22 protein-coding genes are annotated in these 26,267 nt (G+C 33.7%); 8 read left to right on the top strand and 14 right to left on the bottom strand.

Translation table 11 applies throughout. From position 1 onward, the window contains the following. The 6 genes from RBR53_05225 to RBR53_05200 form a co-directional block, all read right to left on the bottom strand. A partial coding sequence (locus tag RBR53_05225) for an acyl-CoA dehydratase activase (GenBank protein MDY0132054.1) occupies nt 1-4,160 on the bottom strand: 4,160 nt, incomplete at its 3' end. A gap of 367 nt (nt 4,161-4,527) precedes the next feature. Continuing rightward, nucleotides 4,528-4,833 (bottom strand): J domain-containing protein, encoded by a 306-nt coding sequence (locus tag RBR53_05220; GenBank protein MDY0132053.1) that lies wholly within the window; start codon nt 4,831-4,833, stop codon nt 4,528-4,530. A 2-nt stretch (nt 4,834-4,835) separates the two neighbouring features. Further along, complete coding sequence (locus tag RBR53_05215) at nt 4,836-5,456, bottom strand: class I SAM-dependent methyltransferase (GenBank protein MDY0132052.1); 621 nt, start codon at nt 5,454-5,456, stop codon at nt 4,836-4,838. Between the two features lie 6 nt (nt 5,457-5,462). After that, nucleotides 5,463-6,182 (bottom strand): orotidine-5'-phosphate decarboxylase, encoded by a 720-nt coding sequence (gene pyrF / locus RBR53_05210; protein ID MDY0132051.1) that lies wholly within the window; start codon nt 6,180-6,182, stop codon nt 5,463-5,465. 9 nt (nt 6,183-6,191) lie between these two features. Next, nucleotides 6,192-6,377, bottom strand: a complete 186-nt coding sequence (locus RBR53_05205) for a hypothetical protein (GenBank protein MDY0132050.1) — start codon at nt 6,375-6,377, stop codon at nt 6,192-6,194. 320 nt (nt 6,378-6,697) lie between these two features. Then, complete coding sequence (locus RBR53_05200; GenBank protein MDY0132049.1) at nt 6,698-6,847, bottom strand: hypothetical protein; 150 nt, start codon at nt 6,845-6,847, stop codon at nt 6,698-6,700. Nucleotides 6,848-6,963: 116 nt separating this feature from the next. On the opposite strand from RBR53_05200, the gene RBR53_05195 reads away from it, so the two are divergent. Continuing rightward, nucleotides 6,964-7,557 carry a tyrosine-type recombinase/integrase gene (locus RBR53_05195; protein ID MDY0132048.1) on the top strand — a complete coding sequence of 198 codons (594 nt, stop codon included), beginning with the start codon at nt 6,964-6,966 and terminating at the stop codon, nt 7,555-7,557. Between the two features lie 121 nt (nt 7,558-7,678). Here the strand turns inward: RBR53_05195 and RBR53_05190 are convergent, their stop codons facing one another. Both RBR53_05190 and RBR53_05185 read right to left on the bottom strand, forming a co-directional pair. Then, on the bottom strand, nt 7,679-9,079 hold the full coding sequence (locus RBR53_05190; protein ID MDY0132047.1) for a sigma-54 dependent transcriptional regulator: 1,401 nt from the start codon (nt 9,077-9,079) through the stop codon (nt 7,679-7,681). Further along, entirely contained in the window at nt 9,072-11,468 is a 2,397-nt protein-coding gene (locus RBR53_05185) for a DUF3365 domain-containing protein (GenBank protein MDY0132046.1), read from the bottom strand. The genes RBR53_05190 and RBR53_05185 overlap by 8 nt, the downstream gene beginning before the upstream one ends. A gap of 433 nt (nt 11,469-11,901) precedes the next feature. Here RBR53_05185 and RBR53_05180 point away from each other — a divergent pair, with 433 nt between their 5' ends. Beyond that, the gene (locus RBR53_05180; GenBank protein MDY0132045.1) at nt 11,902-13,683 is read left to right on the top strand and encodes a putative sulfate exporter family transporter; all 1,782 of its coding nucleotides are present in this window, start codon (nt 11,902-11,904) and stop codon (nt 13,681-13,683) included. A gap of 23 nt (nt 13,684-13,706) precedes the next feature. After that, entirely contained in the window at nt 13,707-14,057 is a 351-nt protein-coding gene (locus tag RBR53_05175) for a hypothetical protein (protein ID MDY0132044.1), read from the top strand. A 109-nt stretch (nt 14,058-14,166) separates the two neighbouring features. Here RBR53_05175 and RBR53_05170 read toward each other — a convergent pair whose 3' ends face one another. The 3 genes from RBR53_05170 to RBR53_05160 form a co-directional block, all read right to left on the bottom strand. After that, complete coding sequence (locus tag RBR53_05170; protein ID MDY0132043.1) at nt 14,167-14,937, bottom strand: NYN domain-containing protein; 771 nt, start codon at nt 14,935-14,937, stop codon at nt 14,167-14,169. Nucleotides 14,938-15,184: 247 nt separating this feature from the next. Further along, entirely contained in the window at nt 15,185-15,964 is a 780-nt protein-coding gene (locus tag RBR53_05165; protein MDY0132042.1) for a transporter substrate-binding domain-containing protein, read from the bottom strand. Nucleotides 15,965-16,092: 128 nt separating this feature from the next. Further along, nucleotides 16,093-16,866: a methyltransferase gene (locus RBR53_05160; protein ID MDY0132041.1), complete on the bottom strand. Its 774-nt coding sequence runs from the start codon at nt 16,864-16,866 to the stop codon at nt 16,093-16,095. A 138-nt stretch (nt 16,867-17,004) separates the two neighbouring features. On the opposite strand from RBR53_05160, the gene RBR53_05155 reads away from it, so the two are divergent. The 3 genes from RBR53_05155 to RBR53_05145 all read left to right on the top strand — a co-directional run bounded on the left by RBR53_05155 (nt 17,005) and on the right by RBR53_05145 (nt 20,690). Further along, nucleotides 17,005-17,676 (top strand): CoA pyrophosphatase, encoded by a 672-nt coding sequence (locus RBR53_05155; GenBank protein MDY0132040.1) that lies wholly within the window; start codon nt 17,005-17,007, stop codon nt 17,674-17,676. Between the two features lie 16 nt (nt 17,677-17,692). Then, nucleotides 17,693-18,772 (top strand): GGDEF domain-containing protein, encoded by a 1,080-nt coding sequence (locus RBR53_05150; GenBank protein MDY0132039.1) that lies wholly within the window; start codon nt 17,693-17,695, stop codon nt 18,770-18,772. A 205-nt stretch (nt 18,773-18,977) separates the two neighbouring features. Further along, nucleotides 18,978-20,690 (top strand): acyl-CoA dehydrogenase family protein, encoded by a 1,713-nt coding sequence (locus tag RBR53_05145; protein ID MDY0132038.1) that lies wholly within the window; start codon nt 18,978-18,980, stop codon nt 20,688-20,690. A gap of 101 nt (nt 20,691-20,791) precedes the next feature. On the opposite strand, the gene amrB is transcribed toward RBR53_05145, so the two are convergent. Further along, on the bottom strand, nt 20,792-21,631 hold the full coding sequence (gene amrB, locus RBR53_05140) for an AmmeMemoRadiSam system protein B (protein MDY0132037.1): 840 nt from the start codon (nt 21,629-21,631) through the stop codon (nt 20,792-20,794). 246 nt (nt 21,632-21,877) lie between these two features. Between amrB and nifU the strand changes: the two genes are divergently transcribed. Further along, nucleotides 21,878-22,708: a Fe-S cluster assembly protein NifU gene (gene nifU / locus RBR53_05135; protein MDY0132036.1), complete on the top strand. Its 831-nt coding sequence runs from the start codon at nt 21,878-21,880 to the stop codon at nt 22,706-22,708. Continuing rightward, entirely contained in the window at nt 22,705-23,868 is a 1,164-nt protein-coding gene (gene nifS, locus RBR53_05130) for a cysteine desulfurase NifS (GenBank protein MDY0132035.1), read from the top strand. The genes nifU and nifS overlap by 4 nt, the downstream gene beginning before the upstream one ends. Before the next feature lie 221 nt (nt 23,869-24,089). Here nifS and RBR53_05125 read toward each other — a convergent pair whose 3' ends face one another. Continuing rightward, on the bottom strand, nt 24,090-26,033 hold the full coding sequence (locus tag RBR53_05125) for a pyruvate carboxylase subunit B (GenBank protein ID MDY0132034.1): 1,944 nt from the start codon (nt 26,031-26,033) through the stop codon (nt 24,090-24,092). A 32-nt stretch (nt 26,034-26,065) separates the two neighbouring features. Then, a complete protein-coding gene (locus tag RBR53_05120) occupies nt 26,066-26,266 on the bottom strand; it encodes a hypothetical protein (protein MDY0132033.1) in 201 nt (66 codons plus the stop codon). Between the last annotated feature and the right edge of the window lies 1 nt (nt 26,267).

The following is a 26,267-nucleotide window of genomic DNA, read 5'->3' as shown; positions in this document are numbered from 1 at the left end:
TTAAGATAGGGAACAATGCTTTGGTTTTTAACTCCACCTGTTCCATCATAAGTAATTGTAACAACAGGAATAGAAGTTTTTTCTTCAATTAAAGTTTTCATTGATTCTGTTACAAGGGATGGACAGCAAAAAGCAGGGTTTGCCTGAACAAAAAGGCTTAAATCAGGGTGATGCTTTGAAAGATAGAAAATCTTTAAAATATTTTCCATGGATTCACCTGCATTTTCAGGTCTTATTTCAAATTCTCCAAGAATTTTTTCAGGATTTTCATCATAGGAATGCTCAGGTTCTTTTAAAATTTCATTAAAATATCTCATATATTTTTTTTCAAACTGCTTCATGTTTGCAGCAAGAATTTTTACACCCAAAAGGTTTACAAATAACCTTTCATTGAACCATTTTTTAAAATACAAAGGAGCAATAACCTTTGCAAGTTCAGTATAGGGAGTTGTTAAAACCTCTCCTCCGTTTTCTTCAATAAATTTAACAAGATTTTGGTTCATAACATCATTGTCTCTTACATAAATATCCCCAAAAATGGCAACCTTAGGCCTTTGTCGGGGTTTAATTTTTATTTTTTTAAAATCTTCAACCACTTGCTTAACAGCATTTTCCTTTGACATATTCCCAAGAAATGCCTGCTCCATTATTATTTTACTTTTTTCTATAACTAAATCTGTTTCACCTTTGGTTATTTCATAAGGCCTTGTTTTACACCCCATTTTTCTTATCATTCCACCAAACATATGTGCAAAATAAGTATTAAACGATGCACGAATGGAAATGTCTTTAAGCGTAAGCTCCCCGTGGAAAATTTTTGCCTTTTCCATTCCATTTCCATAGGATTTTAAAATACTTTGAATAAAATTGGGATAAAGCTTTAAATTGCAAAAATTTGCCTTGCTCATCCATAAAACACAATCTTTGGGATTGAGATTGTATTTTTCAATTGTTTCAACAAATCCCTGGGCAATGGAATTTGCTGGAATACACTGCCCTGTATTAAATTTCATACTTTTTGAAATTGTTGAGTCTGTTTCTTCAATAAGATAGGTGCTTATTCCTTCACGCTTTAAAACCTTAATAAGAAAATTACAGGTTAGATTGTCCCAGTTAGGCAAAATAAGATGCTTGTTTTTTAAATTTCTTTCAGGCTTGAAAAACATATCATCATAATCTTTTAAACTTTCTTTTTTATTTTCAGCTTCACTATGATTTCTAAAAGCCCTTACAGCTGCTTCAATTCTTGTTTCATATCCAACACTTGAATCATGCTCGTCAAGTTCAAGAACAAGATATGGCTTTTCATGTTTTGCCATAAGTTCCTTGAAAAATCTCAGCCCAAAGGAATCAGGCGAACATTTAAATGAAGTAATATAAACAGGATATAAATTATTTGTTTTAGCAGCTTTTTGTGCTGTTTGAAGAATTTTTGAAACATATTTCCAGTGGATATCTTTTAAAAGAGGTTCGATTTCTAAATTATCTTCATCTAAAACAGAAATCATATCCTGGTAAAAAGTTTTGACTCCAAGATTTCCAAAAATTTCAGGAATTTTATTGTTCATTTTATCTGATAGAACAGTATAGGGTCTTCCAAGAAGAACAACATTTATATCATCATTTTCTTTTATCTGGTCGTCATAAAGTTTTTTAAACTTTTCAACATTTGATTCCTTCATTTCCAAAGCCTTGTCAAATGCTGCACTTATTTCAAAAAAACTTTTTTTAAGATGAATTGATTCAATCATTTTATAAAGCTCGATTTTTGAATGAAATCCAGTATAAAGATAGTTTATTAAAGGATTAAGTACTCGTTTTGTATCAATTCTTTTTAAAAGAGAGGGAAGATACTGGGTATAATAGCAATATTGACTTTGTCCGCTTTTAACCTTTTCTTCAAGATAAAAAGGAACAAAAACATAATCAGCTTTTCCAAGCAAATAATCAACATGACCAAACATTGATGAAGCAGGAGCACAAAACTCGGTTTCAGAAATCTTTTTACCTTTAGTTACACCATCTTTAAAGTTTTCACTTGAAATGGTTTTTATTCCAAGAAGAGAAAAAAACTCTTTCCACCTTGAATGATCTTCAGCTAAATGAAGAGCAAAAGGGATTCCTATTACAGGTGAATTTTCTATTTTTTCAACATTTGTAAAAGCTTTTGTCTCAATCTTTTTTCTTTCCTTTAAAAGATCAAAACCTGAAATGTTTTTATTTACATATTTTTTTGTATCATAATCTCTTCCACACAAAAATCCATACGCTGCCTTTTCTCCATTGATTTCTGCAATGGTAATTTTACAATTATTATTACAAAGACCACATATTTCAGACTTTAAGGGGATTTCTTTTTTATAAAGATCAATTCCCCTAAATGAGGTTTTTCCTTTTTGCTCTTCTTTTAAAATAAGCCCTGCTCCAATGGCTCCTGTTAAATGACAAAAACGGGATACATTAATTGGCTTTTTAAGTCTTTGCTCAAACGCAGAAACAAGTGATTTGTTTTTGGCTGTTGCTCCCTGAAAATAAATATGCTCTCCAATCAGGCTTTCAGAAGCAACTTTTAGAAGATAATTTTCCCGGACAGAATGAAGGACAGAAGCTAACACCTCATTTACGCTATAACCTTCTGCAAGATAATGATTTATATCTCTTTCCATAAAAACTGTGCATCTATCACTTGAAAGCGGAGCTTTTACCATGTCTGTACGCTCTGAATATTTTGTAATATTTACTCCAAGTTTTTTTGCCTGCTCTTCAATAAAACTTCCTGTTCCTGCTGCACAGACATTGTTCATTACAGAAAAAGTTACAATTCCATTTTTCAAGATGGTAAATTTTGCGTCCTGTCCTCCGATTTCAATTATTGTATCAACATCTGGATTTATTTTTGTTGCAGCTTTTGCATGGGCTGTAATTTCATCAACACAAAGATCTGCTCCAAGAATTTTTCCAATGAATTTTCTTCCTGAACCTGTGGTGGAACATCCTTTTATTTTTATTTCAAAATTTTTTTTCTTAAAAACAAAATCTATACATTCAAGAATTGATTGAACTGCCCTTAAAGGGTTTCCAGCAGTTCTTGTATAAAATCCTGCTATTGTTTTTTTATTGTTGTTGACTAAAGCCGCTTTTGTGCTTGTTGAGCCAATATCTATTCCAAGAAAGGCCTCTAAAGCTGAATTTTTATTTATTTCTTCATAAATATCTGTTTCAACTTTATTTTTCTTTGAATTTAAGGATTCAAACTCAAATTTTTCCAAACTTGAAAAATCAGGATATTTTGAAAGTTTAAGCTCCAAAGGCTGATAATAAAGTTTTTTCTCTTTTTCACATTTTATAAAAATTTTATCTTTATTTATTTTTGATTTTTCAATACTTTTGTTTCTAATTTCATCACAAAGCATAAAACAGGCACCAATTGCAGAATAAAGATTGGAATATTTATCTGAATAAAGTTTTACTCCAATTATATTTTCAATATGTTTTTTTACAGCTTTGTTTAATGAAACTCCTCCGCAAAAAAGAACTTTTGAGTATTTTTTTTCCCCTGAAAAAAGAGTATCTGTAAGATTTTTTGCAAGCCCATAACAAAGCCCATCACTTATTTCGTCAAAGGTATGGCCTTCCTGCTGGGCATGGATAAGGTCTGTTTTTGCAAAAACAGCACATCTTGAGGCAATTAATGGGAAATTACCCTTGTTTTTAAATGCAGTTTCACTTAATTCTTCTGTTCCTGAAAAATTAAGCCTTCCAGCCTGTTGATCAAGAAAACTTCCTGTCCCTGCAGCACAGGAGGTATTGGTTTTTAAATTTTTATAATTCCCGTTTTCATCAAAATCAATGAGTCCAAATTTTTCTCCACCCACAAAAAGAATTGAATCAAAAGAATGATTAAGTTCTTTTGCAGCTGTAATTAAAGCCGATTGATTATCAAATTCAAAATCTCTTTGTATGGTTGTTGGAGTTGAACTTGTTGCAACAATATTTGAAACAAGGCTTAAATCAAAATCTTCAAGTGCTTTTTCAAGGTTTTTTTCAATTTCTCCTTTATGAAAAGAATATGAGGTTTTTAAAATGTTTTTATTTTTATCTGTGAGGGCAAGGGAAATAGCGGTGGAGCCTATGTCAATTCCAAGTATATTTGAAGTCATTTTTTTAACCTCTTTTTTAGATTAATTTAACTTTTACAAAAGTTTTACATTACCATATTAAGTCCTCTCAGATTAATTGTCAATTAATTGAATTATAAAGGAAAAAGAAACAAGATATAAACAAAAAAACACAATTCATTTTCAAAATAAAAGTTTTTTGTTTGTAAATTTGTTTGATTCTTTAAATTTTTTTCTAAAATGAGTATCTGTTAAATATTAACCTTCTAGAAGATAAAGGATAGAATAAAAACTGACGATAAACTCAAACTTTTTGATTTTGGGGAAACAAGGTTTTTTCAGACAATGGCATGCCTAGGGAATCAGGTTTAAGGGAAACCCAGAGAAAATAATTAAAAAAATTTAACCCCTATTTGTTTGACCAGAGGGGATCAGCTCCGAATTTATTGAGCCACCATTCATCAAGAGAGCAATATTTCATTACATCTTCTTTTGTAAAAGGAATTTTATAGTTCATAAAATATTCCATTATAATTTTATGGGCTTCAATTATTTTAATTGTCATTTCATTGGCCTTGTCCTGATTATCCAAATTCTTATCAGGATGCCATTTATTTAAAAGCTCCTTATATTTTTTTTCAACTTCAGGAATACTTGCACTGTCAAAAAGTCCTAAAAATTTTCTTGCCTCTTCAATTTTTTCAAATGATGCCATGACTATCTACCTTTTACTCCTTTGATTACAGCAAAACCGCCTTTTCCGTAACCTTGGGCAATTTTTTTTAAATTATCCTCAAAAATTGCCTGAATAATTTCAATTTTTTCAAACCCGGCTGTTTCAAGTAGTTCTTTGACTTCATCAACAGTATAAAAAACAGCATCTTTATAAAAAGGGTTTTTGTGTTTTTTTTCTCTGTAAACTTTACCCATCCAGGAGCCATTGTCAACAAAACCTAAAACAAGGCATCCTCCTTTTTTAATAACTCTTTTTGCCTCTTTAAAGGACAAAAGAATATCATCATAAAAACAAATAGTTGTTACAGCAAGACCAAAGTCAAAGCAATTGTCTTTAAAAGGAAGATTTTCACCTTTGGCACAAACAGTTTTAATCCCGTTTTTTATGGCTTCTTCAAACATTTCTTTTACAGGATCAATTCCAAACTCAATATTTAAAGGCAGAGCAAATTTTCCTGTTCCAACTCCTGATTCAAAACCTTTTCCTGATTTTGGGACAAATCTTTTTAAAGCCTCAAGTTCTGTTTCATAAAGAGAAGGATTATCCTCAAACCATTTATCATATCTTTGATAATTTTTTTTAAAAGCTTCTTCTCCTGCCATAAATTTTTACACCTTTTCCTTTAAACCCCTTTCAATTTCAAAAGCAATTTGTTCTGCTTCTTTTTCAGGGTTTTGGGCATTTTTTATAGGACGGCCAACAACAATATAATCTGCTCCGTTTTTTATTGCTTCAAAAGGAGTGGCTGTTCTTGACTGATCATCATTTACATTATGAGCCATTCTTATTCCAGGAGTTACAGCAAAAAAATCCGGACCAAATTTGTTTTTAATTAAAGAAGCCTCAAGAGGAGAACAGATTACTCCCTTAATTCCTGAATCAAAAGCAAATTTTGCTCTTTTTTCCACAAGTTCCCTGGAATTATTAAGATATGGTTCTGCTATTCCCTGCTCTTTCAGGTCTTGTTTGCCAAGAGAAGTAAGAACAGTAACTCCTAAAATATCGACTTTTCCGCCAGATCCTTTTACAGCAGCTTCTAAAGTTTTTCTGTCCTGGGCATGAACTGTCAAAAAACGAACATTAAAATCCTTTACAATTGCCACACTTCTTTCAACAGTTTTTGGAATATCTAAAAGCTTTAAATCAAGGAAAATTTCATTTCCAGTATTTTGGTTTATATAATCAAGAATCTTTTGTCCTTCTTTTATAAAAAGCTCCAGACCTACTTTAAAAACTCCAATTTTATTTTTTAAAAGATCAATAAAAAGCCTGGCTTCTTCAAAAGATGAGAAATCAAGGGCAAAGATAATTTTGTTTTTTGGATCCATAAATTCTCCTTAAAGGGAATAAATCATTAGTTTTTCATTAATAAAACTCCATGAAGGAATATTTAGCTCATGTATAAGTTTATCTTGCTTAAGCTCATTAAAAAAGCTTTCATCTGCACTTGATAAAGGGTCTCCAATATAAATAAGAATTTTTCCACCGGAATTTCTGTATTTTTTCAAAGCGTTAAAAGCCATTTTTGACTCAAGAGAAGGCCAGCATAAAAAAAGACTATGCTCACTATAAGCTTTGACTACTTCTTCGTCGGCTTTTAAAACATTTACCCATGTATCTTCAAACCAATAATTTTGTGAAAAAAAATCAAAGGGAGCTATTTCATCAGGGGGATAAAGATCAAAAACTTCTATTTTAACTTTTGACTGCCTCAGACACCAGGCATAATACCCTGTTCCTGCTCCAAGTTCTATTATTGGAGAAAAATCTTTAATAAGATCAATTATAAAAGGAAGAGGAATAGAAAAGCAGTATTTTAAAACAAAATCCTTTCTTTTTTCAGTTAAAATTCTTTTTTTTCAGCCTCTTTTAAATCTGAAAAAACAATTTTAATTAAGCCCTCTAAATAAGGATTTTTTATATCTGATTTAGCGTCAGACAAATTTTGTTTTATAAATTCAAAAATATCTTTTGGGTAATTTTTAGCTTCCATTTTTATAAAATCCGATTTTAAAAAAATTTTACAAAAACATCATTTTTCACTTGCTTTCAGCTAAGTTTTAGTCTTATTATTGGTAAAACTTAGCAACCTTAACATCTGGAGGGTCTATGACAGCAGAAGAAAACAACACAGAACAGGGCGAGCAGTCAGAGTCACAAAAATCGGAACCCATAAGAAGCACCAAAGAAATAATGGAAATAAAAAAGCTCCTTATAGACAACCCGAGAAACTCTACTTTGTTCACCCTTGGAATCAACACAACTCTTATGCCCAATGAACTTTTGCATCTTAAGGTTCATCAGGTAAAAGATATTAAAGAAAACTCAATTTTTATAATAAATCAAGAATCTGAAAAACCAAAAGAAATAACCATAAACCGAATTTCATACAGATCTATAAAAGGTCTGCTTAAATCAGAAAAATATGAAGATGATGATTATCTCTTCAAATCCCAAAGGGGCAAATTAATTGTACCCTCCCTTCATAGACTTGTAAACAAGTGGTGTGATGCCATAGGCTTAACCGGAAATTACGGTTCCCACACTCTAAGAAAAACCTGGGGATATCATCAATACCATACCTATGGAACAGATATTTCCAAACTTGTAAAAGCATTTAATCACAGCTCCCAAAAACAGACCAAAGACTATCTTTGTCTGGAGGAAAAAAACGACTTTAACTTTTATTTAAATGAATTGTAAATTTAAAAACTCTTAGTCTCTTCTAAATAAAGATTAAACAAAATACAAAGCTTTTAAAATTAAGCCGGCTAATAATGCCGGCTTTTTATTTCAAACCTTTAAAAATAGCCTGACAATTAAATCAAGGTCTGAATTTTGACACATCTATATCAAGTCTTTTTATTATTTTCTGAACAGACACTCTTTCAAGTCCGCTCAGCCTTGAAACATGGGAAACATTTCCCGATGTTTTTTCTAGAAGATTTGTAAGATATTTCCTTGAAAATGAATCAAGAACCTCTTTTTTTGCTTCTTTATAATTTTTAATTCCATTATCTTCTGTTTCCAGATTGATATTGTCATTTCCTTCAACAATATCAATGAGCTTTAAGTCTACTTTGCCTCCTCCTGAAAATACAACAAGTCTTCTCATGAAATTCTGCAACTCCCGCACATTCCCAAACCAAGGCATTGAAGTTATTTTCTTAATTGCTTCATGATCTATTTCGATTTTTTCCATTCCAAGTTCTTTTGATGTCTGGTCAAGAAATTTTTTTGCAAGAAAAGGAATGTCTTCCTTTCTTTTTCTTAATGGGGGAATTTCAAGAGATAAAACATTGAGCCTATAATAAAGATCTTCTCTAAATTTACCTTTTTGAATAAGTTCTTCTAGATTTTGATTTGTGAGTGCAATAATTCTGAGATCAACTTTTTTGGACTCACTGCTTCCCAGGGGTTTAACTTCTTTATCCTGAAGAAACTTCAACAATTTAACCTGGGTTGACAGGGAAATATCTCCAATTTCATCAAGAATTATGGCTCCTTTCTCAGATGCCTGAAAAATACCTCTTCTGTTTTTTTCAGCTCCTGTAAAAGCCCCTTTTAGATGACCGAAAAGTTCACTTTCCAAAAGCTGTTCTGGAATTGCAGTACAATTTATTGAATTTAAAATACGATCTCTTCTTTTAGACATCCTATGGATTTCTCTTGCAACATATTCCTTGCCACTACCTGATTCCCCTGTGATAAGCACAGTATATTCTGCTTTAGCAACAGCTTTTGCCTTTTCTCTAAGGGCCTTCATTGCATTACTTACAAAGGGTAAGCTTTTATCTTCATCATAAAAATCCACCAGGGTTTTAAGTTTCCTGTTTTCGCAGGCAAGCCTATAATGTTCAAAAGCCTTTTCCACTGAATGAAAAAGCTGTTCTCTTTCAACAGGCTTTGGAATAAAATCCCAGGCCCCTTTTTTTAAAGCTTCCACTGCTGACTCAATAGTAGCATAGCCTGTAAGCATGATAACACAGGTGTCAGGATTAATTTCCAAAACATTTTCTAGAAGCTCCATTCCTGACATTTCCGGCATTTTCAAATCCGAAATCAAAACCCCAACGTCTCCTGAATTGGTAATTTTTAAAACTTCAGCCCCTGAACTTGCACCCATAACTTGAAAGTTCTTAAATTTTGATTCAAGAGTTCTTACAATTCCATTTAAAAAATCAGGATCATCATCTGCTGCAACTATCAATGGCAAATCAGGCATTTAACTCTCCTTTCTCATCAAAATAAGGAAAATAAAGTTTAAATACTGTCCTGCCTTCTGAAAAAGCTTCAATTCTTCCTCCAAGTTCGCTCATAAATCCGTAAACCACAGAAAGACCAAGTCCTGTACCCTTGCCAATTTCCTTTGTTGTAAAAAAAGGATCAAAAATACTTTCAATTAGCTCCTGATTTATTCCCTCTCCATCATCACTTATTTCAAGGAGTGCTTCTTTTTCAAGACCAAAAGTTCTTATGATCACATTTCCTCCATTATCCCCTGAGGCATCAATTGCATTGAGCACTATATTGGTGATTATTTGATCTAAAACAGAAGGAATGCATTGGATAGGTAAAATATTGTTTTCCGGAAAAAATTTCAGATTGATTTTTTTTTGAGATGCCTGAAAACTTAAAACTTCTATAACTTTAGAAACTCCTTCATTAAGGGAAGTCTTTCCCTTGGCAATATCCCTTGCCCTTGAAAAATTTAAAAGATTTAAAACAATTTTTTGAACCTTTTTTGTCTGGTTTATTATAATTTTTAAATCGGAAATGTTTTTCTTTGTTTCCAGTGAATCGGACAAAAGATCAGCATAACACCTGATCACTCCAAGGGGATTGTTTATTTCATGGGCTATCCCCGCAGCCATTTTGCCAATGGAACTAAGCCTTTCAGCCTGCCTGATTTCTTCAAGAAGTTTTTTTTCTCTGGTTACATCTCTTGCATAGATAACCACCCTCAAATCCCGTTTTTCATGTTTTGGAAGGGGGTAAAGAAAAACTTTAAAAAATCTGCCTTTTTTTGTTTCTATTTCTGTTACAGCAGGCTCATTTCCAATTTTAATGGTTTGCAAAAGTCCTGAACTGTTTTTTACAAGGGATCTAAAATCCTTTGCTTTATGTTTTTCAAAAAGAGCCATACTTCCCTTATTCCCAAAAATTACCCTTAGATTCATGTCTGCAAGAATTAAAGGGTCGGTAATTCCTTCAAAAACAGATTCAAGAAGATCATTTTGATATTTCATTTCAGAAACAGCGTGAATATTTTCAAGAGAAGTTCCAAGCTGAAGACCAAGGGATAAAAGAACTGCCTCATCAAATTCTTCTTCAGCAGTTTCTTCAAAACAAATGCATAAAATTCCCCAATGACTTTCATGGGATGAAATGGGAATATAAACCTTATTTCCCTTTTTAAATACTTCAGCGTCCCACAAAATATTTTTTATTTCTAAATCCAGACTTTCAATACTAAGACTTTCATACCAAGCATAATATTTTTCCGAAAGAACAGTGCAGTAATAAATAACCTGACGGGCATTATACCTTGAACCTATGCTTTCAAGAGCTTCTCTTATTAAAACTTCAGGGTCAAAAGTGTCCGTAAACCTTCCAATAAGCTTTGAAAAAAGGCCAAGATCATTTAAATGTTTTTTAGCAGCCAATTCAAGCTCTCTTGTTCTTTCACTTATTTTTTCTTCCAGGGTTATGCTATGGATTTCAAGTTTGCGGTTCGCATCAAAAAGAACTGCTGCAAGTTCATCCACTCCTTCAATAAGACCTTCGATTTCATCTTTGTTTGCTATTTTTTCAATTATCTTTTTTTCCTTTTCACCGGAAAATCTCACCTCAAAAACACGGCCAAGCTTTTTTAAGTTTGTCATTACAAGTCTGTCAAAAAAAACACCTATGATACATGTAAAAATAAGAAGCCATAAAACATAAAAACTCAAATATTGTAAGGTTATCTCCTTTACAGGATCTTTTATCATCTGAACTGGAAACCCAGCCACAACCGCACCTGCAATTTCATTTTCTATGCGAAAAAAACCTTTTTTGTCTCCATAAACTTCAACTAAAGACTTAGGTGCATTTTCAGGACTTCCATGACAGGGCATACATGATTTTGTAAATCTTACAGGTCTTGAAACAAGATGATACTTAACTCCTTTAAAAACCGAGTCTTCCTCATAAAAATTAAGCTCCTGGTTTTCCTTAAACTTTAATATAATTTTTTTTTCAAACTCTGTTGGCTCATATGAAGGGTTTCTTGCATTGATTGCCACCCTTCTATAATAAATTTTTTCCCTGCCTTCACTTTCAAGCTTTTCCATTACTCTTCTTGAAATATAGGAAGAAGACATGGCCTTAAGTATAAAATCATCTTCACCAACAATTTCATACATTTGAGGCCTTAAGTCAGCCTGAACATACTCCTGAACAGAATTTGCCTGAACCAAAAGCATTTTTGACCTTTGACTTATTTCTTTTTGCATAACTGAATTAAAATGATAATAAATAATCAAAAATAAAAAAACCCCAAGAACAAAAGCTGACATTACAAGACCTACAATAAATTTAAGTCTTAAATTAAGTCCCTCAAATATTTTCATTAGTTCAAACACCTTAAAGTTTTGTTTTTACCTGAATAAAGGATTTTCAAGTTTGCCGCAGATAACAGCAAATTACATCAGACTATAGTAGATCTATCCCTGATACACTTAACTCAGTAGCTGCGATAAGTTTAGAAAACCTGAAGAGTTCCATGTTTTTGAATATAATATAACAGACTAAATTCATTATAAACTTTTTAATTTAAAAACATAAAACCCTCAATTCAGATTTTAACAATTAGAAACAAAACACTGCTAACCCAAATCTACACCTATGCAAACTCAAGTTTACACATTCATGATTTATAATAAATTTTAGCTATTAATTACAAGCATTTAAAATAAATAACTTTCAGGCATGCATTTTGCTAATCATTAGAGATAGGAACTAAAATTAAACTTTTAAACAATATTTTAACGGGAGGATTTTTTTATGTCTGACAATGCTTCTGATATTGTACAAGACTCTGATGTTGTACAAGATGTGGGCAAATGGGAATGGTCGGAAATGTGGAAAACCGAGGACTGGTGGGCTATTTGGCTTGGATTTATTATTCTTATTGTTGGAATGATCGCCTACTTTCCAAGAACAGGAGAAATAAAACAAAAGCTTTCTGCAATTGAAGCAAAGTATAGTGCTGAAGCTACAAAAACTCATGAATTCAAAACAATTGGCTGGTATGAGCTAAATGATACCAAAGCAAAAGTAAAAGCCAACGATAATAATATAGGTAAATGGTTTTCAAAATTTACCAGTTATCCAAAGGGATGGGTAGCAAACCCCCTTGACAGTCTTTTTATGACTGAAGCAAAAGCTCAAGTTAAATATGATAAAGTAATTGGAAAATACGAAACTGCAAAAGTTGCTACTGCAGCAGCTTATGCAAAAGCACAAACAGCAGAACTTCTCGCACAAGAAGCAGGATTCCAGAATGAGGCTTTAAATGAAAAAGCAAAAGAAGCCATAATGGACTGGAGAAACACTAAGCTCAGAGAAGGAAATTTAAAGAAAAAAGTATCGGCAGCCAAGCCATACAATCAGATTTTCAATCTTCTTGCACTTGGTGTGTTTTTTGCTGTATTTTTTGGTATTGGAATGAAATTCATGGGGAAATCCTTTAAAGAATTTTTAATAGGTTTTTCCTTTGTTTATCTGATTACCATGGTAGCATGGTTTGCCTCACACCAGGCTACAATGAAGAATTACGGAGTTGGATATGCAGCCTGGGCTATTTTTCTTGGTATGCTTATAAGTAACACAGTAGGAACTCCAAAATGGGCAATGCCGGCGGTTCAGACAGAATACTATATTAAAACAGGTCTTGTTCTTCTTGGTGCAACTATTCTTTTTGAAAAAATCATCACAATAGGAACCGCAGGTATTTTTGTAGCCTGGGTTGTAACGCCTACAGTATGGATTGTAACCTATTGGTTTGGTCAGAAAATAATTAAAATACCTTCAAAAAGACTTAATGCGGTAATTTGTTCAGACATGTCAGTTTGCGGTGTTTCTGCCGCCATTGCAACAGCTGCTGCCTGTAAGGCAAAAAAAGAAGAGCTTACCCTTTCAGTTGGTCTTTCACTTGTTTTTACAGCGATAATGATGATAGTAATGCCTGCTATTATTCATGCTTTTTTCCCTGAAGACAAACAGCTTGTTTTAGGTGGTGCATGGATGGGCGGTACAATTGACTCAACAGGTGCTGTTGCGGCTGCCGGAGCATTCCTTGGTGAAAAAGCACTATATGTTGCAGCAACAATCAAAATGATTCAAAACGTTATGATTGGTGTAATGGCCTTTTTTGTTGCAATCTATTTTACAACAAAAGTTGAAGCAGCTGAAACCGGACAAAAAGTAAGCCCCATGGAAATCTGGTACAGATTCCCAAAATTTGTTATTGGCTTTATTGGAGCGTCAATTATTTTCTCTCTTTTCTATTCATCTTTCCAGGCTGCCCAGGGCGGTCTTGGACCTTCAATGATAGATCAGGGTGTTATTAAAGGTGCAAGTGACCTTGTAAGAAAATGGTTTTTCGCTCTTTCTTTTGTAAGTATTGGTCTTGCAACAAACTTCAGAGAACTAAAGCATCATTTTAAAGGTGGAAAACCGCTTATCCTTTATGTATTTGGACAGTCTTTCAACCTTGTACTTACACTTATTATGGCGTACTTAGTATTTTATATTGTGTTCCCTGAAATAACAGCTGCAATCTAATAGAAGATGACAAAGGAGGAGTTATGGAAATAAAAGATAAAAAACCACTAAAGGAATCTTTGAAAATACTATTTTCAACCTTTTTCCTCCTTTGGCTCTTTGCTTTTGTAGTTGGACCCTGGGGAGAAAAACATATTCCTGTATTCAATGATATCACCAAGGTAATAGAAGAAAACAATATTGACTCAGGTGCTTATATGTACACTGAAATAGAAGGTTCATACTCGGGACAAAAACACCTTCTTGCCGCCATGGAACATGAATTACCAGACGACTTTGGTTTCACGGCTGTTTTTATAAGCGGAATAGTTTGCTGTTTTATAATACTTGCCTTGGCATTTAAATATCTCCCCATGAACGACAACGATAAATAAGACTAGCCATCTAAATAAATAAGGGTGCAAACTTTGCACCCTTATATAAATCAAACCAAAAATTTCTTTTTAAAAATCACAACTCAATCAATTTATAAATTCACTCAATTCAAACACCATTGTTTTTATTGGTAAAATGCTTCCGCTTATCTCTTATATAAACCACTTTTGACTGCTTGTTTTCAGCAAACCTTTCATCAATTTCAAAAAGCTTTACAGCTTTTACAAGCTCCCCTAATTTTTTGTATCCATAGTTTCTGGGGTCAAATTCAGGAGACTGCTTTGCAATGTAACTTCCTACAAGACCAAGATTTGCCCATCCATCATCATCTGAAGCTGTTTCAATAACAGTTCTTAAAAGGTTCAAAAGCCTTGTATTACTTTTAAGCTCATTGGTATTCATTTTTTTAACCACTGGCTCAAGATCTTCTTCTGTTCTTAAAACCTCGGTAAATATAAACCTGTCACAGGCAGATACAAATGATTTGGGAGTTTTCTGCTCCCCAAACCCATAAACAGAAAGGCCTTCTTCCCTTATTCTTGAGGCAAGCCTTGTAAAATCGCTATCACTTGAAACTATGCAAAACCCATCAAATCTTTTTGTATACAAAAGATCCATGGCATCAATTATCATTGCAGAGTCTGTTGAATTTTTTCCTCTTGTATATGCAAACTGCTGAATAGGCTGAATGGATTGATCAAGCAAGATTGCTTTCCAGGAGGTAAGCTCCGGCCTTGTCCAGTCTCCATAAATTCTTTTTACACTTGCAGTTCCAAATTTTGCTATCTCTGCAAGAAGGGCTTCTGTCACAGAAGGTTGAGCATTGTCCGCATCAATAAGAACTGCTAGCATATTCTGCGGTCTGGCTATAGTTGTCATACTTCCTCTATAATGTTTTTGTTTTATTCTAAAATCTGATTAATTAATGAGCAAAAAACCTGACTTTCACCCGACACAATTAAGATGCATAAAGCAAACAATACTAAACTTTTTAAAAAGATGCAATTTAACGAATCAGAAATTGTTTTTAAAAAGTTTAAGATTGGAGTTTTTAGAAATTAAAATGCCGGATATAAAAATCCGGCATTAAAAAATCAGATTCAGGTCAAAAAACAAGATTTAATGTTTATTTCACATCCCATTTTGTCTTGATCTGATCATATCTTCCATCAGCCATGATTTTATCTATGGCATTATCAACACTTTGTTTTAAATCATCATTACCCTTCCGGATAACAATTGCAGTTTCCTCCTGGTTAAGAGGAGTTTCAAGAACTCTGAAACTATGTCTTGAGGCAAGTTCCTTTGCAATGGCTATATCAAGAATAACTGCTCTTACAACCCCATTATCAAGCATCATGGTAGCAACATTATAGTCTTCAACAGTTTTAACATCCACATCCTTAAGCTCTTTTGCAGCTTCTGCTCCTGTGGTTCCCATTTGTACAGCAACTGAAGATTTTTCAAGGTCTTCGGCTTTGGTGATTGCAGAATCTTTGTTTACAAGAATAACTTGGGCAGTTGAAATATAAGGCTTTGAAAAATCAATGCTCATTTTTCTTTCTTCATTAACTGAAAAACTTGACATTCCCATATCTGTCTGACCATTTTTAACTGCTGTTATTATACTATCAAAACCCATGCTTACAAATTTGGCCTCAACACCAAGCTCTTTTGCAATCTCTTTTGCCAAATCAATGTCAAAACCAACAATATTTCCGTCATCGTCAATACTTTCAAAAGGAGGATAATCAGGACTGGTTCCTATGGTTATCTGACCTTTTTTCTTAATCTTATCAAACTGGGTCAATTCTTTTTTATCTTCTTCTTTTTTGGAACAGCCGGCAAATAAAACTCCTGCAATTACAAGAGCAGATACAGCAAACTTCATAATGTTTTTCTTCATTTTAAAATTCTCCTTATTTTTTTATAAAAACTCATCTTAATTAACCTGAATAAAATAAAAACAAACCAGGTTGTAAAACCCTTAAATTGACATTTGTTTTGTATCAATAAATCATTAGGCATTATAACTTAAACAAAGTTCCGGTTAAAATAAAAAATACTTAAATATTCATTTTGATAAATTTTTTCATAATCTCCTTTTATAAACGGTTCAAAACAATCTGCAACAGAAAGAAGATAAAAACTTTTTTTATTCAAATAAAATCTATTGGAAAGATTTCTATATAATTGGGCACCTTCCCCCATTGGCCTTGAAGGTCTGTACATATAAACAAAATCAGTTTCTTTCATTTTAAAATTGCTTATATCAGTATTTTCAAAAGAAATCTTCTCTTTATCAATTTTAAGGGGTTTAAGAAAAATCCTACCAGCTTCAAGGTAATTTTTTGAAATTTCAACTTGCCTTGTTTTTGAATGGGGAGACAAAGCCTGCATTAAAATACCCTGAAAACCGTTACCACAGCCAAGGTCACAAAATTCATACTCTGGCTTCATAAGGTAAGAACCCAACACAAGAGGCATCAAGCCTCCGGGGAGCCATTTGAGCCCTTTTGACTTTTCCATGAACTTTTCTTCTTCAAAACTGTATCCAGCACCGTATTTATGAAAAAGAAGATATAGATTTATTAAAAGCATTTCTCTTTTTTCTATATCTTTTGCTTTTTGAGCTTTGATAAGTTCAAATCCAATCTCCTGTGCCTCCTTTATTTTACTGAAAACAGATTCCTCAAAAGACAATTTTATAAGTACTTCTTCTATTCTGAGAATTTTTTCTTCTTCAAAAATATTATCCATGAATTTTGCAAAACTTTTTTCCATAAGCTCAAATGCTTCTGATTCCATCACAACAACTCCTTTCAGGCAGATTTAACAAACAAACAGCATTAACTACTATTATTTTTCTCTTGCCCTGAATCAATTTCAATTATAAATAGAGTTTAATCTCAATCTTTTAATACTCATTAATAATAGTGAAATCAAATGAATGAAACAGATTTAATTCAGCTTGAAAAATTCATGCCGAAAAAACCCGGAATTTACGGAAGACATAAACTTTTTAATTATGCTGTAATGATTACTCTTATAGAGATTGACGGAGAGTATAATTTTGTTTTTGAAAAAAGAGCAAAAGGAATAAGACAGGAAGGAGAAATCTGCTTTCCAGGAGGAGGATATGATCCTGAAAACGATAGCTCCTGTGCCAATGCAGCAATAAGGGAAACATCTGAAGAACTTGGAGTCCCAATTGAAAATATAAAAGTTTTTGGTCGAATGCACACAATTGTCGGTGCAATGGGATTTGTAATCGAACCTTTTGCAGGGATTCTTCACAATATTTCACCTAAAGATATAAACATTCAAAAATCTGAAGTTGAAGAAGTTTTTTTTATTCCTGTGTCATGGTTTTTAAAAAACAAACCTGAAACATACTCTGTGATGCTTCAAATAAAGCCTTCTTATGAAAAAAAAGGTGAAAAAAAAGTTCTCCTCCCATCAGAAGAACTAGGGCTGCCAGAAAAATATAAAAAACCATGGGGAAATATAAAACAAAGGGTTTTGCTTTACAGATTCAATGATGAGGTTATCTGGGGACTTACAGCTGAAATGGTCAGTGAGTTTACAAGACTTTTGAAAAACTCAAAAAAACCATAAAAAGGAGATGAATTAAGTGATTGAACTTATTCCTAAAAAAAGCTTAGACCAACAGCTAAGAATCAAAAGGTTTTTAATAGGTACATCTTCATATATTATATTTATTCTCACCTTTATAATTTGCCATTGGCTTGGATTGTTCAGGCTGCCCTTAGCTAAATTCTCTATAATTATAGGAATGATAGCTTTAATCAACCTGGGATTCTACCTGGTGTTTCTTTTTGACATAAATCTTTATTTTAAAGAAAAAAGCCTTACCATTGCTCAGATAACAGTAGGCACTATTGTTATAATGATAGCAATTTACTATGCAAACGAGGCAAGAGGAGCTTTCCTCCTTCTTTATATGGTAACTTTTTCCTTTGGGGTCTTCAGACTTAAGGTAAGGCAGTTTCTTTTTCTAACTTTAATTGTAATTACAGGTTATTCAGTAAACCTTTCTCTTTTAAAAATTTATCACCCTGAGACGCTGAATATGACGGTAGAGCTGCTAAGACTTCTTATTCTCTCTGTTGTTTTTACCTGGTTTTCATTTATAGGAGGCTATATAAACCGTCTCAGAGAAAAGGTTGAAGAACTTGCAACAAAAGACGGACTTACAAAAGTATTTAACAGAAGAAAAATTTTTGAAGTTCTTGAACGTGAAGTTGAACTTTCAAAAAGACAACTCTATCATTTTGGGCTCCTTATGATAGATATTGACGATTTTAAAAAGATAAACGATAGTTACGGACATCTTGCAGGGGATTTGATCTTAACAAATGTTGCCAAAGCCATAAAAATAGCCTTGAGAACTGAAGACTATTTGGGAAGGTACGGAGGAGAAGAGTTTTTAGCAGTTCTAACCAATCCCACCCCTGAAAATGCTCTTTTATGTGCTAATCGAATAAAAGAAGTGGTTGAAAACCTTGAAACTGAGTTTAAAAATAAAAAAATCAAAGTTACTATTTCAACTGGAGTTACTGTTTACCTCCCTGATGAATCTCTTGACACAACTCTTGCAAGGGCGGACAAAGCTCTTTATATGGCAAAAGAAAGAGGTAAAAATACTGTGGTAGCCCTGGATTTTACAAATAAGGAACTCAAGCAATTCTAAACCCGGCCAATTCTTGATTTCCAATACTGAACAAAACCAACTCCCGCCCTTTTTTTTTACAAAAACAATCTCAGATTTATTACCAGTCAAAAACCAAAACAATTATTTTTAAATATTATTGCACCTCAAAATTTTTAATGCTAAGTATACAATTACTTTGTATACGAAAGACTTTAAACTAAAAAAATTACGGAGGAAATTAAAAATGGTTTTACTTAATCCAAAAAAATACAAGGATAGAAAATATCCTGACGAAAGATCAAAAGAAATCATGCTCAAGACCATAGACTGGTTTGAAAATAAAGGTCTTGAAAAAATGAAAGAAGACTTTCACAATAGAACTTTTAACTCAGATTTTGCAGAGTTTGTAAAAGAAGAAAAAATATTTGAAACTCTTTTTCTTCCAAAAGGCTATGGTGACGATCCAGACCAGTACTACAGCACTTACAGAATGTTTGAATTTTCAGAAATCCTGGGTTTTTACGGCTCTTCATACTGGTATATGTTTCATGTATCAACCCTTGGCCTTGATCCTGTTTTCCTTGGCGACAACGAAGAAGCAAAACAAAAAGCTGCTGCCACCCTAAAGGAAAATCCTCTTTGTGCCTTTGGCCTTTCTGAAAAGAAGCATGGAGCTGATATTTATTCAAGTGAAATGAAACTTTATCCCCAGCCTGACGGAACCTACCTTGCAAATGGCTCAAAATATTATATTGGGAACGGAAACGAAGCATCAACTATTACTGTTTTCGGTAAATTTGCAGACTCAGATGAATATGTTTTCTTTGTTGTGGATTCCAAACATGAAAAATATGAGTGCATAAAAAACATAATCGCCTGCGACCAGATGTTTGTTGCTGAATTTGCCCTTCATGATTATCCAATTACTGAAGCGGAAATTCTCTCAAAAGGCAAAAAAGCATGGTACGATATGCTTAACACAATTAATATCTGTAAATTCAATATTGGTTCTGCTTCAATAGGAATTTGCGAGCACAGCTTTTATGAATCTCTTAATCACGCAGCCCATAGAAATATTTTCGGTAAAAATGTTACAGAGTTTGCCCACATAAGACAGCTTTTCTTTGATTCATACATAAGAATTGTTGCAATGAAACTATTTGGTTTAAGAGCAACTGACTATTTAAGAGCTGCAAACCCTGAAGACAGAAGATATCTTCTTTTCAACCCGCTTATGAAAATGAAAGTTGCCACCCAAGGTGAGCAGGTTATGGAAGATCTTTGGGATATAATTGCAGCCAAGGGCTTTGAAAAAGATACTTACTTTGAGCAGGCAGCCATGGAAATCAAGGGAATGCCAAAACTTGAAGGTACAAAGCATGTAAATATGGCTCTTATTGCCAAGCTTATTCCAAACTATATGTTCAATCCAAAAGAATATCCTGAAGTTCCTCTGATGAATGGAAATGAAAATGATGATTTTCTTTTCAACCAGGGACCAACAAGAGGTTATGGTAAAATTCAGTTCCATGATTATATGCCTGAATTTGACTCGATTTCACACTTGAGCAATGTTAAAATTTTCATTGATCAGGTTAAAGCTTTCCAGGAAGTTCTCATGGTTTCCGGTGCTGGAATCATGGAGCAGATGCAAAATTTTGATTTCCTTTTTTCACTTGGAGAAATTTTTTCTGTTGTTCCATATGCACAACTTATTGTTGAGTCTGCAAAAAGAGAAGGTATAAAAGAAGAAGTCCTAAATTCAATTTTTGACGTATTTGTAAGAGACATGTCAAAATATGCTGTTGATTTCCTTATGAAGCCTTCAACAACAGATGAGCAGATTAAAAGTGCTGAAAAAATAATCAGAAAACCTGAAACTGATTCCAAAGAATTTGACAAAGTAATCAACGATCATATCTATACATTGATTGATGCTTATACAATGAATCCATAATATTGATTTAACACTTATTAAAAAAAGCCTGCTCTGAATAAGGGCAGGCTTTTTTTGTTCTATCTGATCTTAGAAATAAAGCTCAGGTTTTAGGCTAATCACTATTTAAAACAAATCCCCGCATAACCCACAAAGCTATCTGATTTTGTTTTTTCATAGCTGTTTGAATAATCAAGACAATAACCTTTTTTTGCTCCAAGTACCTCAGCACATCCTATGGCACCGGCAACAGCACCGCTGCAGCAGGCATTCATATTTTTTTCTGAATCAAGAAGAACTCCTGAATAGTCCATTTCTTCAATCAGATTAATCATTCTTTTATCATTTTCGTTTTTTACTTTTTCGTATGCTTTTTCTGCTTTTCCATAGGGCATATATCCGTATGAAGGCCCATAATGGGTAAGATCTGTACTTCCTATAACAATAGGATTTTTACCAAGTTCAACTGCTTTTTCTCCTATAAACCTGCCAAATTCATAGCTCGATTTTTCAGGAGGAAGCCCGCAGCAAAACACTTCAACTTCTCCCATAAAATGTCTTATAAAGGGAAGCTGAACCTCAATTGTATTGTCTGGTTGAAAATCATGGGGAGTTTCGGCTATAAAATCAAACTTATCACCAATGGATTTTACAAGGCTTTCACACACAGGTAAATCCCCAAATGGGGTTTCATAGCCAGCCTTTGTCATTATTCTTATTTTACTGTTTTTAGGCAAATGCATTCCAAAAACAATCACAAGATCTGGCTTCATCAACGAAAGTGCCTCAATTATCATGGCAGCAGTTTCTCCGGAAAAATACCAACCTGCATGGGGAACAATCCCTCCATATATTTTTTCTGAAATTTGAGCACGCTTTTTAAAAGAAGAAATAAATTCTTCACACTCTTCTTTTGTGTCAGGATACCAGGTTCCCCTCAAAACTCCCTTTCGCTTATCCATAAATCCTCCTTATTTAAAGATTTCTCTTTTCAACAACCTATGCATGTGATTAAAAACAAAAGTCTTGGTAAATTTTTTTTATCAAAGCCAAACTTTTTGAGTCAGGGTCTTTTTTTTTATTAAATAGTGATTAAGGTAGTTTAATCAATCCGCATTAAAGAATCTAATATTATAACGCTGATTGAAAAAATATAAAGTGTTCAATCAAAATTGGGCACGACAAATAGCCCTAACAAGGAGCATGATATGTGGGAATATACAGATAAAGTAAGAGAGCATTTTATTAATCCAAGGAATGTAGGTGAATTGGAAAAACCTAGCGGTACCGGTGATGTAGGTTCCATTACCTGCGGCGATGCTTTAAAATTAACCCTTGAGATAGATGAAAATAATATTATAAAAGACGCCAAATTCAAAACATACGGGTGTGCAAGTGCAATAGCATCATCATCAGCACTTACTGAAATGATAATAGGAAAATCAGTAGAAGAAGCAGAAAAACTTACAAATGACGACATTGTTGCTTACCTTGGCGGTCTTCCAAAGGAAAAAATCCATTGCTCAGTAATGGGCCAAGAAGCTCTTGAAAAAGCAATTGCAGACTTCAAAGGAATTCAAATTATTGAAAAAGAAGGAAATGTTGTCTGCCATTGCTTTAATATTACAGAAGATGAAATCCGTCACGCTGTAAGTGATCACGGCCTTGCTTCAATTGATGATGTTACAGGCTTTCTTAAAGCCGGAGGCGGTTGCGGACAATGTCATGAAAATATCCAGGAAATAATTGATGAAATAAAAGGAGACCTGGGTAAAAAGAAAAAAAGTGCCTCAAAACTTACAAATCTTCAGAAAATAAAAAAAATAGAACAAACCCTTGAAGAAGATATAAAACCTGCTCTTAAAAAAGACGGGGGCAATATTGAACTTGTTGATGTTGACGGAAACAAAGTTGTTGTAAGGCTTCAAGGTGCCTGTGCCACCTGTATTAAATCAAAAGAAACACTAAAAAATCATGTTGAGGCAAAACTAAGACAAAAGGTTGCCCATGATCTTATAGTTGAGGAGTCGCTCCTATGATTGACAACCCAATTTATCTTGACAACAATGCAACTACCAAAACAGCTCCAGAAGTAATTGAGGCAATGCTTCCATACCTTGGAACATTTTACGGCAACCCTTCAAGCATGCACTCATTTGGGGGGCAGGTTGCAAAAGAAATAAAAAAAGCAAGGATTCATACAGCAAAACTTTTCAATGCTTCTCCAGACGAATTCATATTTACAAGCTGCGGAACAGAAAGTGATAGTGCTGCAATATTTTCTGCAATAAAAAGTTTCCCAGACAGAAAACATATAATGACATCTTCTGTTGAACACCCTGCTGTTAAAAATCTTTATGAGAATCTCAAAAAACAGGGATATAGAATTTCTTTTATACCTGTTGACTCAAAAGGAAGACTTGATCTTGACTTTTATAATGAAAACTTAACTGAAGATACTGCTTTGGTAAGCATAATGTGGGCAAATAATGAAACAGGAACAATTTTTCCAATTAAAGAGCTAGCAGCCAAAGCAAATGCAAAAGGAATTCTTTTTCATACAGATGCTGTTCAAGCAGCAGGCAAAATAGTCACCGACCTTAGTGATGTAAAAGTTGATCTGCTTTCCATTTCAGGACATAAACTCCACGCTCCAAAAGGGATAGCCGCTTTGTACATAAGAAAAGGCGCTCCTTTTCATCCTTTCCTTGTGGGAGGACATCAGGAATGGGGCAAAAGAGCAGGTACTGAAAACACAGCTTCAATCATTGCCCTTGGCAAAGCATGTGAACTTGCAAGAATGAATATGGAAAAGGAACAAAAAGAAGTTAAGAGATTAAGAGATAAGCTTGAAAAAAATCTCCTTGAAAAAATTACCCATTCTTTTGTAAACGGTGACATTGAAAACAGACTTCCAAATACCTCAAGTATAAGCTTTGAATATATTGAAGGCGAAGCCATTCTTCTAATGATGGATCAATTTAATATATGTGCTTCTTCAGGCTCTGCATGCACCTCAGGCTCGCTTGAACCCTCCCATGTTCTCAGATCAATGGGAGTACCCTATGAAGCAGCCCATGGAACAGTGAGATTCAGCCTCTCTATTTATAATACTGAAGAAGAAATTGATTTTGTTATTGAAAAAATGCCTTCTATTATAAGCAGGTTAAGAGAAATGTCCCCGTTCTGGAAGGGTTAAAAACACACAAGAACTCTCAGTGTTTAAATGAGAGTTCTTGAGTCTATCCTTATTATCAAAAAAACCTGTTTTTTGTTTAGGTTCTTCGTGAAGATACTCCCCTCCTGAATAAAATACTCAAAAGGGGTTTTTATCAAACCTAGGTTTAAAGCGTATTCATCCCCCACTTTAGATTACTCAGAAAGTGGACTTCTTAGTAAGAATGATAAAATTGAATTTTGTCAGATATTGCTTTTATCAATTACACAGAGAATAAAATCCTTTGGCACCTGATCTCCACCCTGGCATCTTATTTCAGTAATCACACCGTCAACAGGAGAAGTTAGAGGATTTTCCATTTTCATGGCTTCAAGAACAAGAATAATTTCCCCTTCCCTTACTTCTTCCCCCGGCTTTTTTCTCAAAGATTCTATGGAACCCGGCATTGGTGCCTTAACAAAAACAAAATCTTGGAACTCTTTTAAATCCTTAGAAGTTTTTCGTGGAACATCTTTAATCTGAATTTCTTTAACTGGTTTTTCAAGAACAAAAGCTGATTTTTTTTCTCTTTCTGAAAAATATTCAGTTTCTTCAGATGAAGAATAGGAAATAAAAGGCTGGCTGCCCGGATCAACTGCAACTTCAAAATATTCATCTCCCACAAACACATTAAACACTCTTGTTCCCGGTCCCTTTTCCGGAATCTCTGCTATTTCTTCATCAAAAGTACGTCCTTCCCGGATTTTCCTTACTTTATCCAGCCTTTCTTTTGCTTCTTCAAGGGAGATAGGTTTTGAGTCCCTTGGCGGATCTTCTCTATGATATTTCCATTTTAAAAATTTTTTCCCTGTTTTGGGAAAAATTGCATAAATAAGCTCATCTTCAATATCAGCGGCCAGTCCTTTAATGTTTTTAGCAGCTTCTGTCAAAGTTAGAACTTTAGTATCAAAATCATCATTTTTTTCAGGATAAAGTTCTTCAATTTTATTTTTAAGTTCAGGAGAAATATCCCTGGGAGTCTTTCCAAACTTGCCTTGTACAAGCTCAGAAATCTGCTCTATAATTACCTTGTATTCACCTTTAAACGCATCATGGATTGTATTGTTCAAAGCCTGAAGTGCAATCACATATGACCCGGGGCTTACAAAAGGTATCTGGCCTAAATCTTTTCTTATAAAAGGAATTTTTTCAACTGCTTCCCAAAATCTTTTTCCATTAGAAACCTCTTTAAGCCTGGTATTTAAAAACTCTGCTATTTTCCCTGGAATTCCTCCGGCAAGAAGCTTTGAATCAACAAGTGAAACCTTAGACTCATTAAGAAAAAATCTATATTTTGGTATAATTTCTTCTTCAACAAACTCTGCTGTTTCATCAAGCTTTGCAAGATCAGGAGTTATCTGGCCAAATTGGCTGGACAAAGCTTTTACCAAAGGTTCTGCAGCAGGAAGTGAGTTTCTTCCTCCAAAAACAGACATACAGGTATCAACTCCTCTAGCACCTGCTTCACATGCTTTAAGAAGAGTCATCTGCCCCATTCCCCCACTGGATCTTGTATGGATAAAAATAGGAAGAAAAGTTTTATCTTTTAATCTTGAAACAAGCTCAAAACAGTCAAAAGGAGTCATTATCCCCATACTGTCTTTAACACATAAACTATCTGCTCCCATTGCCTCAAATTGCTTTGCCTTTTCAAGATAATAGTCAAAATTGTAAACAGTTTCATTTAAAAGCCCGCCTGAAGAAGTCAGGCTGTAATGGATCCCTCCTTGAAGCTTCATTCCTTCCGATTTTATTTTTTTAGACATTGAGGTAAGATTATCAGTGTCATTAATGGGATCAAAAAGTTTAACAATTTTTATTTTATTGGCAGACACCCTTTCAAGGAAAGCATTGATAACATCATCAGGGCAGGGATAATAACCAACAAGCCCCCTTCCTCTTAAAACCATTGAAACTTTGGTTTTTCTAAGTGCTCTTCCAAGAAGCCTTATTCTTTCCCAAGGGTCTTCATTTAAATGCCTGTGGGGAACATCAAAGGAGGCATATCCAGATATTTCAACACTGCTATAACCTGCTTCATCAAGGAGCCTTGCCATTAAAACAAGATCTGGAGTTCTTCCCATTGCAGAAAATAAAAGCTGAAATCCGTCAGTTAAAGTTGAATCGCAAATTTCAATATGATTCATGGTTAATTCACCTGTTTTTACAATATTTTAAATCAGTCAAGTCTGGTTTTGGCATCAAGAATTTTTCTGCCGGTGATTATATTTCTAATTCCATTTTCATTCCAGGCTGGGCTGGCTTTTGAAAAATAATTTTCATAGGCTTTTTTTTTCATCTTCATAAAATCGGCAGCTTGATTTTGCCAATCCATATATGCAATAACAGCTGCTATGGCAACTTTTTCACTTTTCTTCATT

This window comes from Desulforegulaceae bacterium (assembly GCA_034006035.1).
Taxonomy (GTDB): Bacteria; Desulfobacterota; Desulfobacteria; order Desulfobacterales; family JACKCP01; genus JACKCP01.
The sequence above is the reverse complement of the archived record's forward strand: the minus strand, read 5'-3'. Positions and strand labels throughout refer to the sequence as shown.

Bases quoted from the DNA above. Each gene is read 5' to 3' on its own strand.
- RBR53_05160 (MDY0132041.1), bottom strand. From the start codon at position 16,866: ATGGAATCAGAAGCATTTGAGCTTATGGAAAAAAGTTTTGCAAAATTC.
- RBR53_05155 (MDY0132040.1), top strand. From the start codon at position 17,005: ATGAATGAAACAGATTTAATTCAGCTTGAAAAATTCATGCCGAAAAAA.
- nifU (MDY0132036.1), top strand. From the start codon at position 21,878: ATGTGGGAATATACAGATAAAGTAAGAGAGCATTTTATTAATCCAAGG.
- RBR53_05185 (MDY0132046.1), bottom strand. From the start codon at position 11,468: ATGAAAATATTTGAGGGACTTAATTTAAGACTTAAATTTATTGTAGGT.
- RBR53_05200 (MDY0132049.1), bottom strand. From the start codon at position 6,847: ATGGAAGCTAAAAATTACCCAAAAGATATTTTTGAATTTATAAAACAA.
- RBR53_05205 (MDY0132050.1), bottom strand. From the start codon at position 6,377: ATGGCTTTTAACGCTTTGAAAAAATACAGAAATTCCGGTGGAAAAATT.
- RBR53_05180 (MDY0132045.1), top strand. From the start codon at position 11,902: ATGTCTGACAATGCTTCTGATATTGTACAAGACTCTGATGTTGTACAA.
- RBR53_05170 (MDY0132043.1), bottom strand. From the start codon at position 14,937: ATGACAACTATAGCCAGACCGCAGAATATGCTAGCAGTTCTTATTGAT.
- RBR53_05190 (MDY0132047.1), bottom strand. From the start codon at position 9,079: ATGCCTGATTTGCCATTGATAGTTGCAGCAGATGATGATCCTGATTTT.
- RBR53_05120 (MDY0132033.1), bottom strand. From the start codon at position 26,266: ATGAAGAAAAGTGAAAAAGTTGCCATAGCAGCTGTTATTGCATATATG.
- nifS (MDY0132035.1), top strand. From the start codon at position 22,705: ATGATTGACAACCCAATTTATCTTGACAACAATGCAACTACCAAAACA.
- RBR53_05220 (MDY0132053.1), bottom strand. From the start codon at position 4,833: ATGGCATCATTTGAAAAAATTGAAGAGGCAAGAAAATTTTTAGGACTT.
- pyrF (MDY0132051.1), bottom strand. From the start codon at position 6,182: ATGGATCCAAAAAACAAAATTATCTTTGCCCTTGATTTCTCATCTTTT.
- RBR53_05215 (MDY0132052.1), bottom strand. From the start codon at position 5,456: ATGGCAGGAGAAGAAGCTTTTAAAAAAAATTATCAAAGATATGATAAA.
- RBR53_05175 (MDY0132044.1), top strand. From the start codon at position 13,707: ATGGAAATAAAAGATAAAAAACCACTAAAGGAATCTTTGAAAATACTA.
- RBR53_05165 (MDY0132042.1), bottom strand. From the start codon at position 15,964: ATGAAGAAAAACATTATGAAGTTTGCTGTATCTGCTCTTGTAATTGCA.
- amrB (MDY0132037.1), bottom strand. From the start codon at position 21,631: ATGGATAAGCGAAAGGGAGTTTTGAGGGGAACCTGGTATCCTGACACA.
- RBR53_05145 (MDY0132038.1), top strand. From the start codon at position 18,978: ATGGTTTTACTTAATCCAAAAAAATACAAGGATAGAAAATATCCTGAC.
- RBR53_05125 (MDY0132034.1), bottom strand. From the start codon at position 26,033: ATGAATCATATTGAAATTTGCGATTCAACTTTAACTGACGGATTTCAG.
- RBR53_05195 (MDY0132048.1), top strand. From the start codon at position 6,964: ATGACAGCAGAAGAAAACAACACAGAACAGGGCGAGCAGTCAGAGTCA.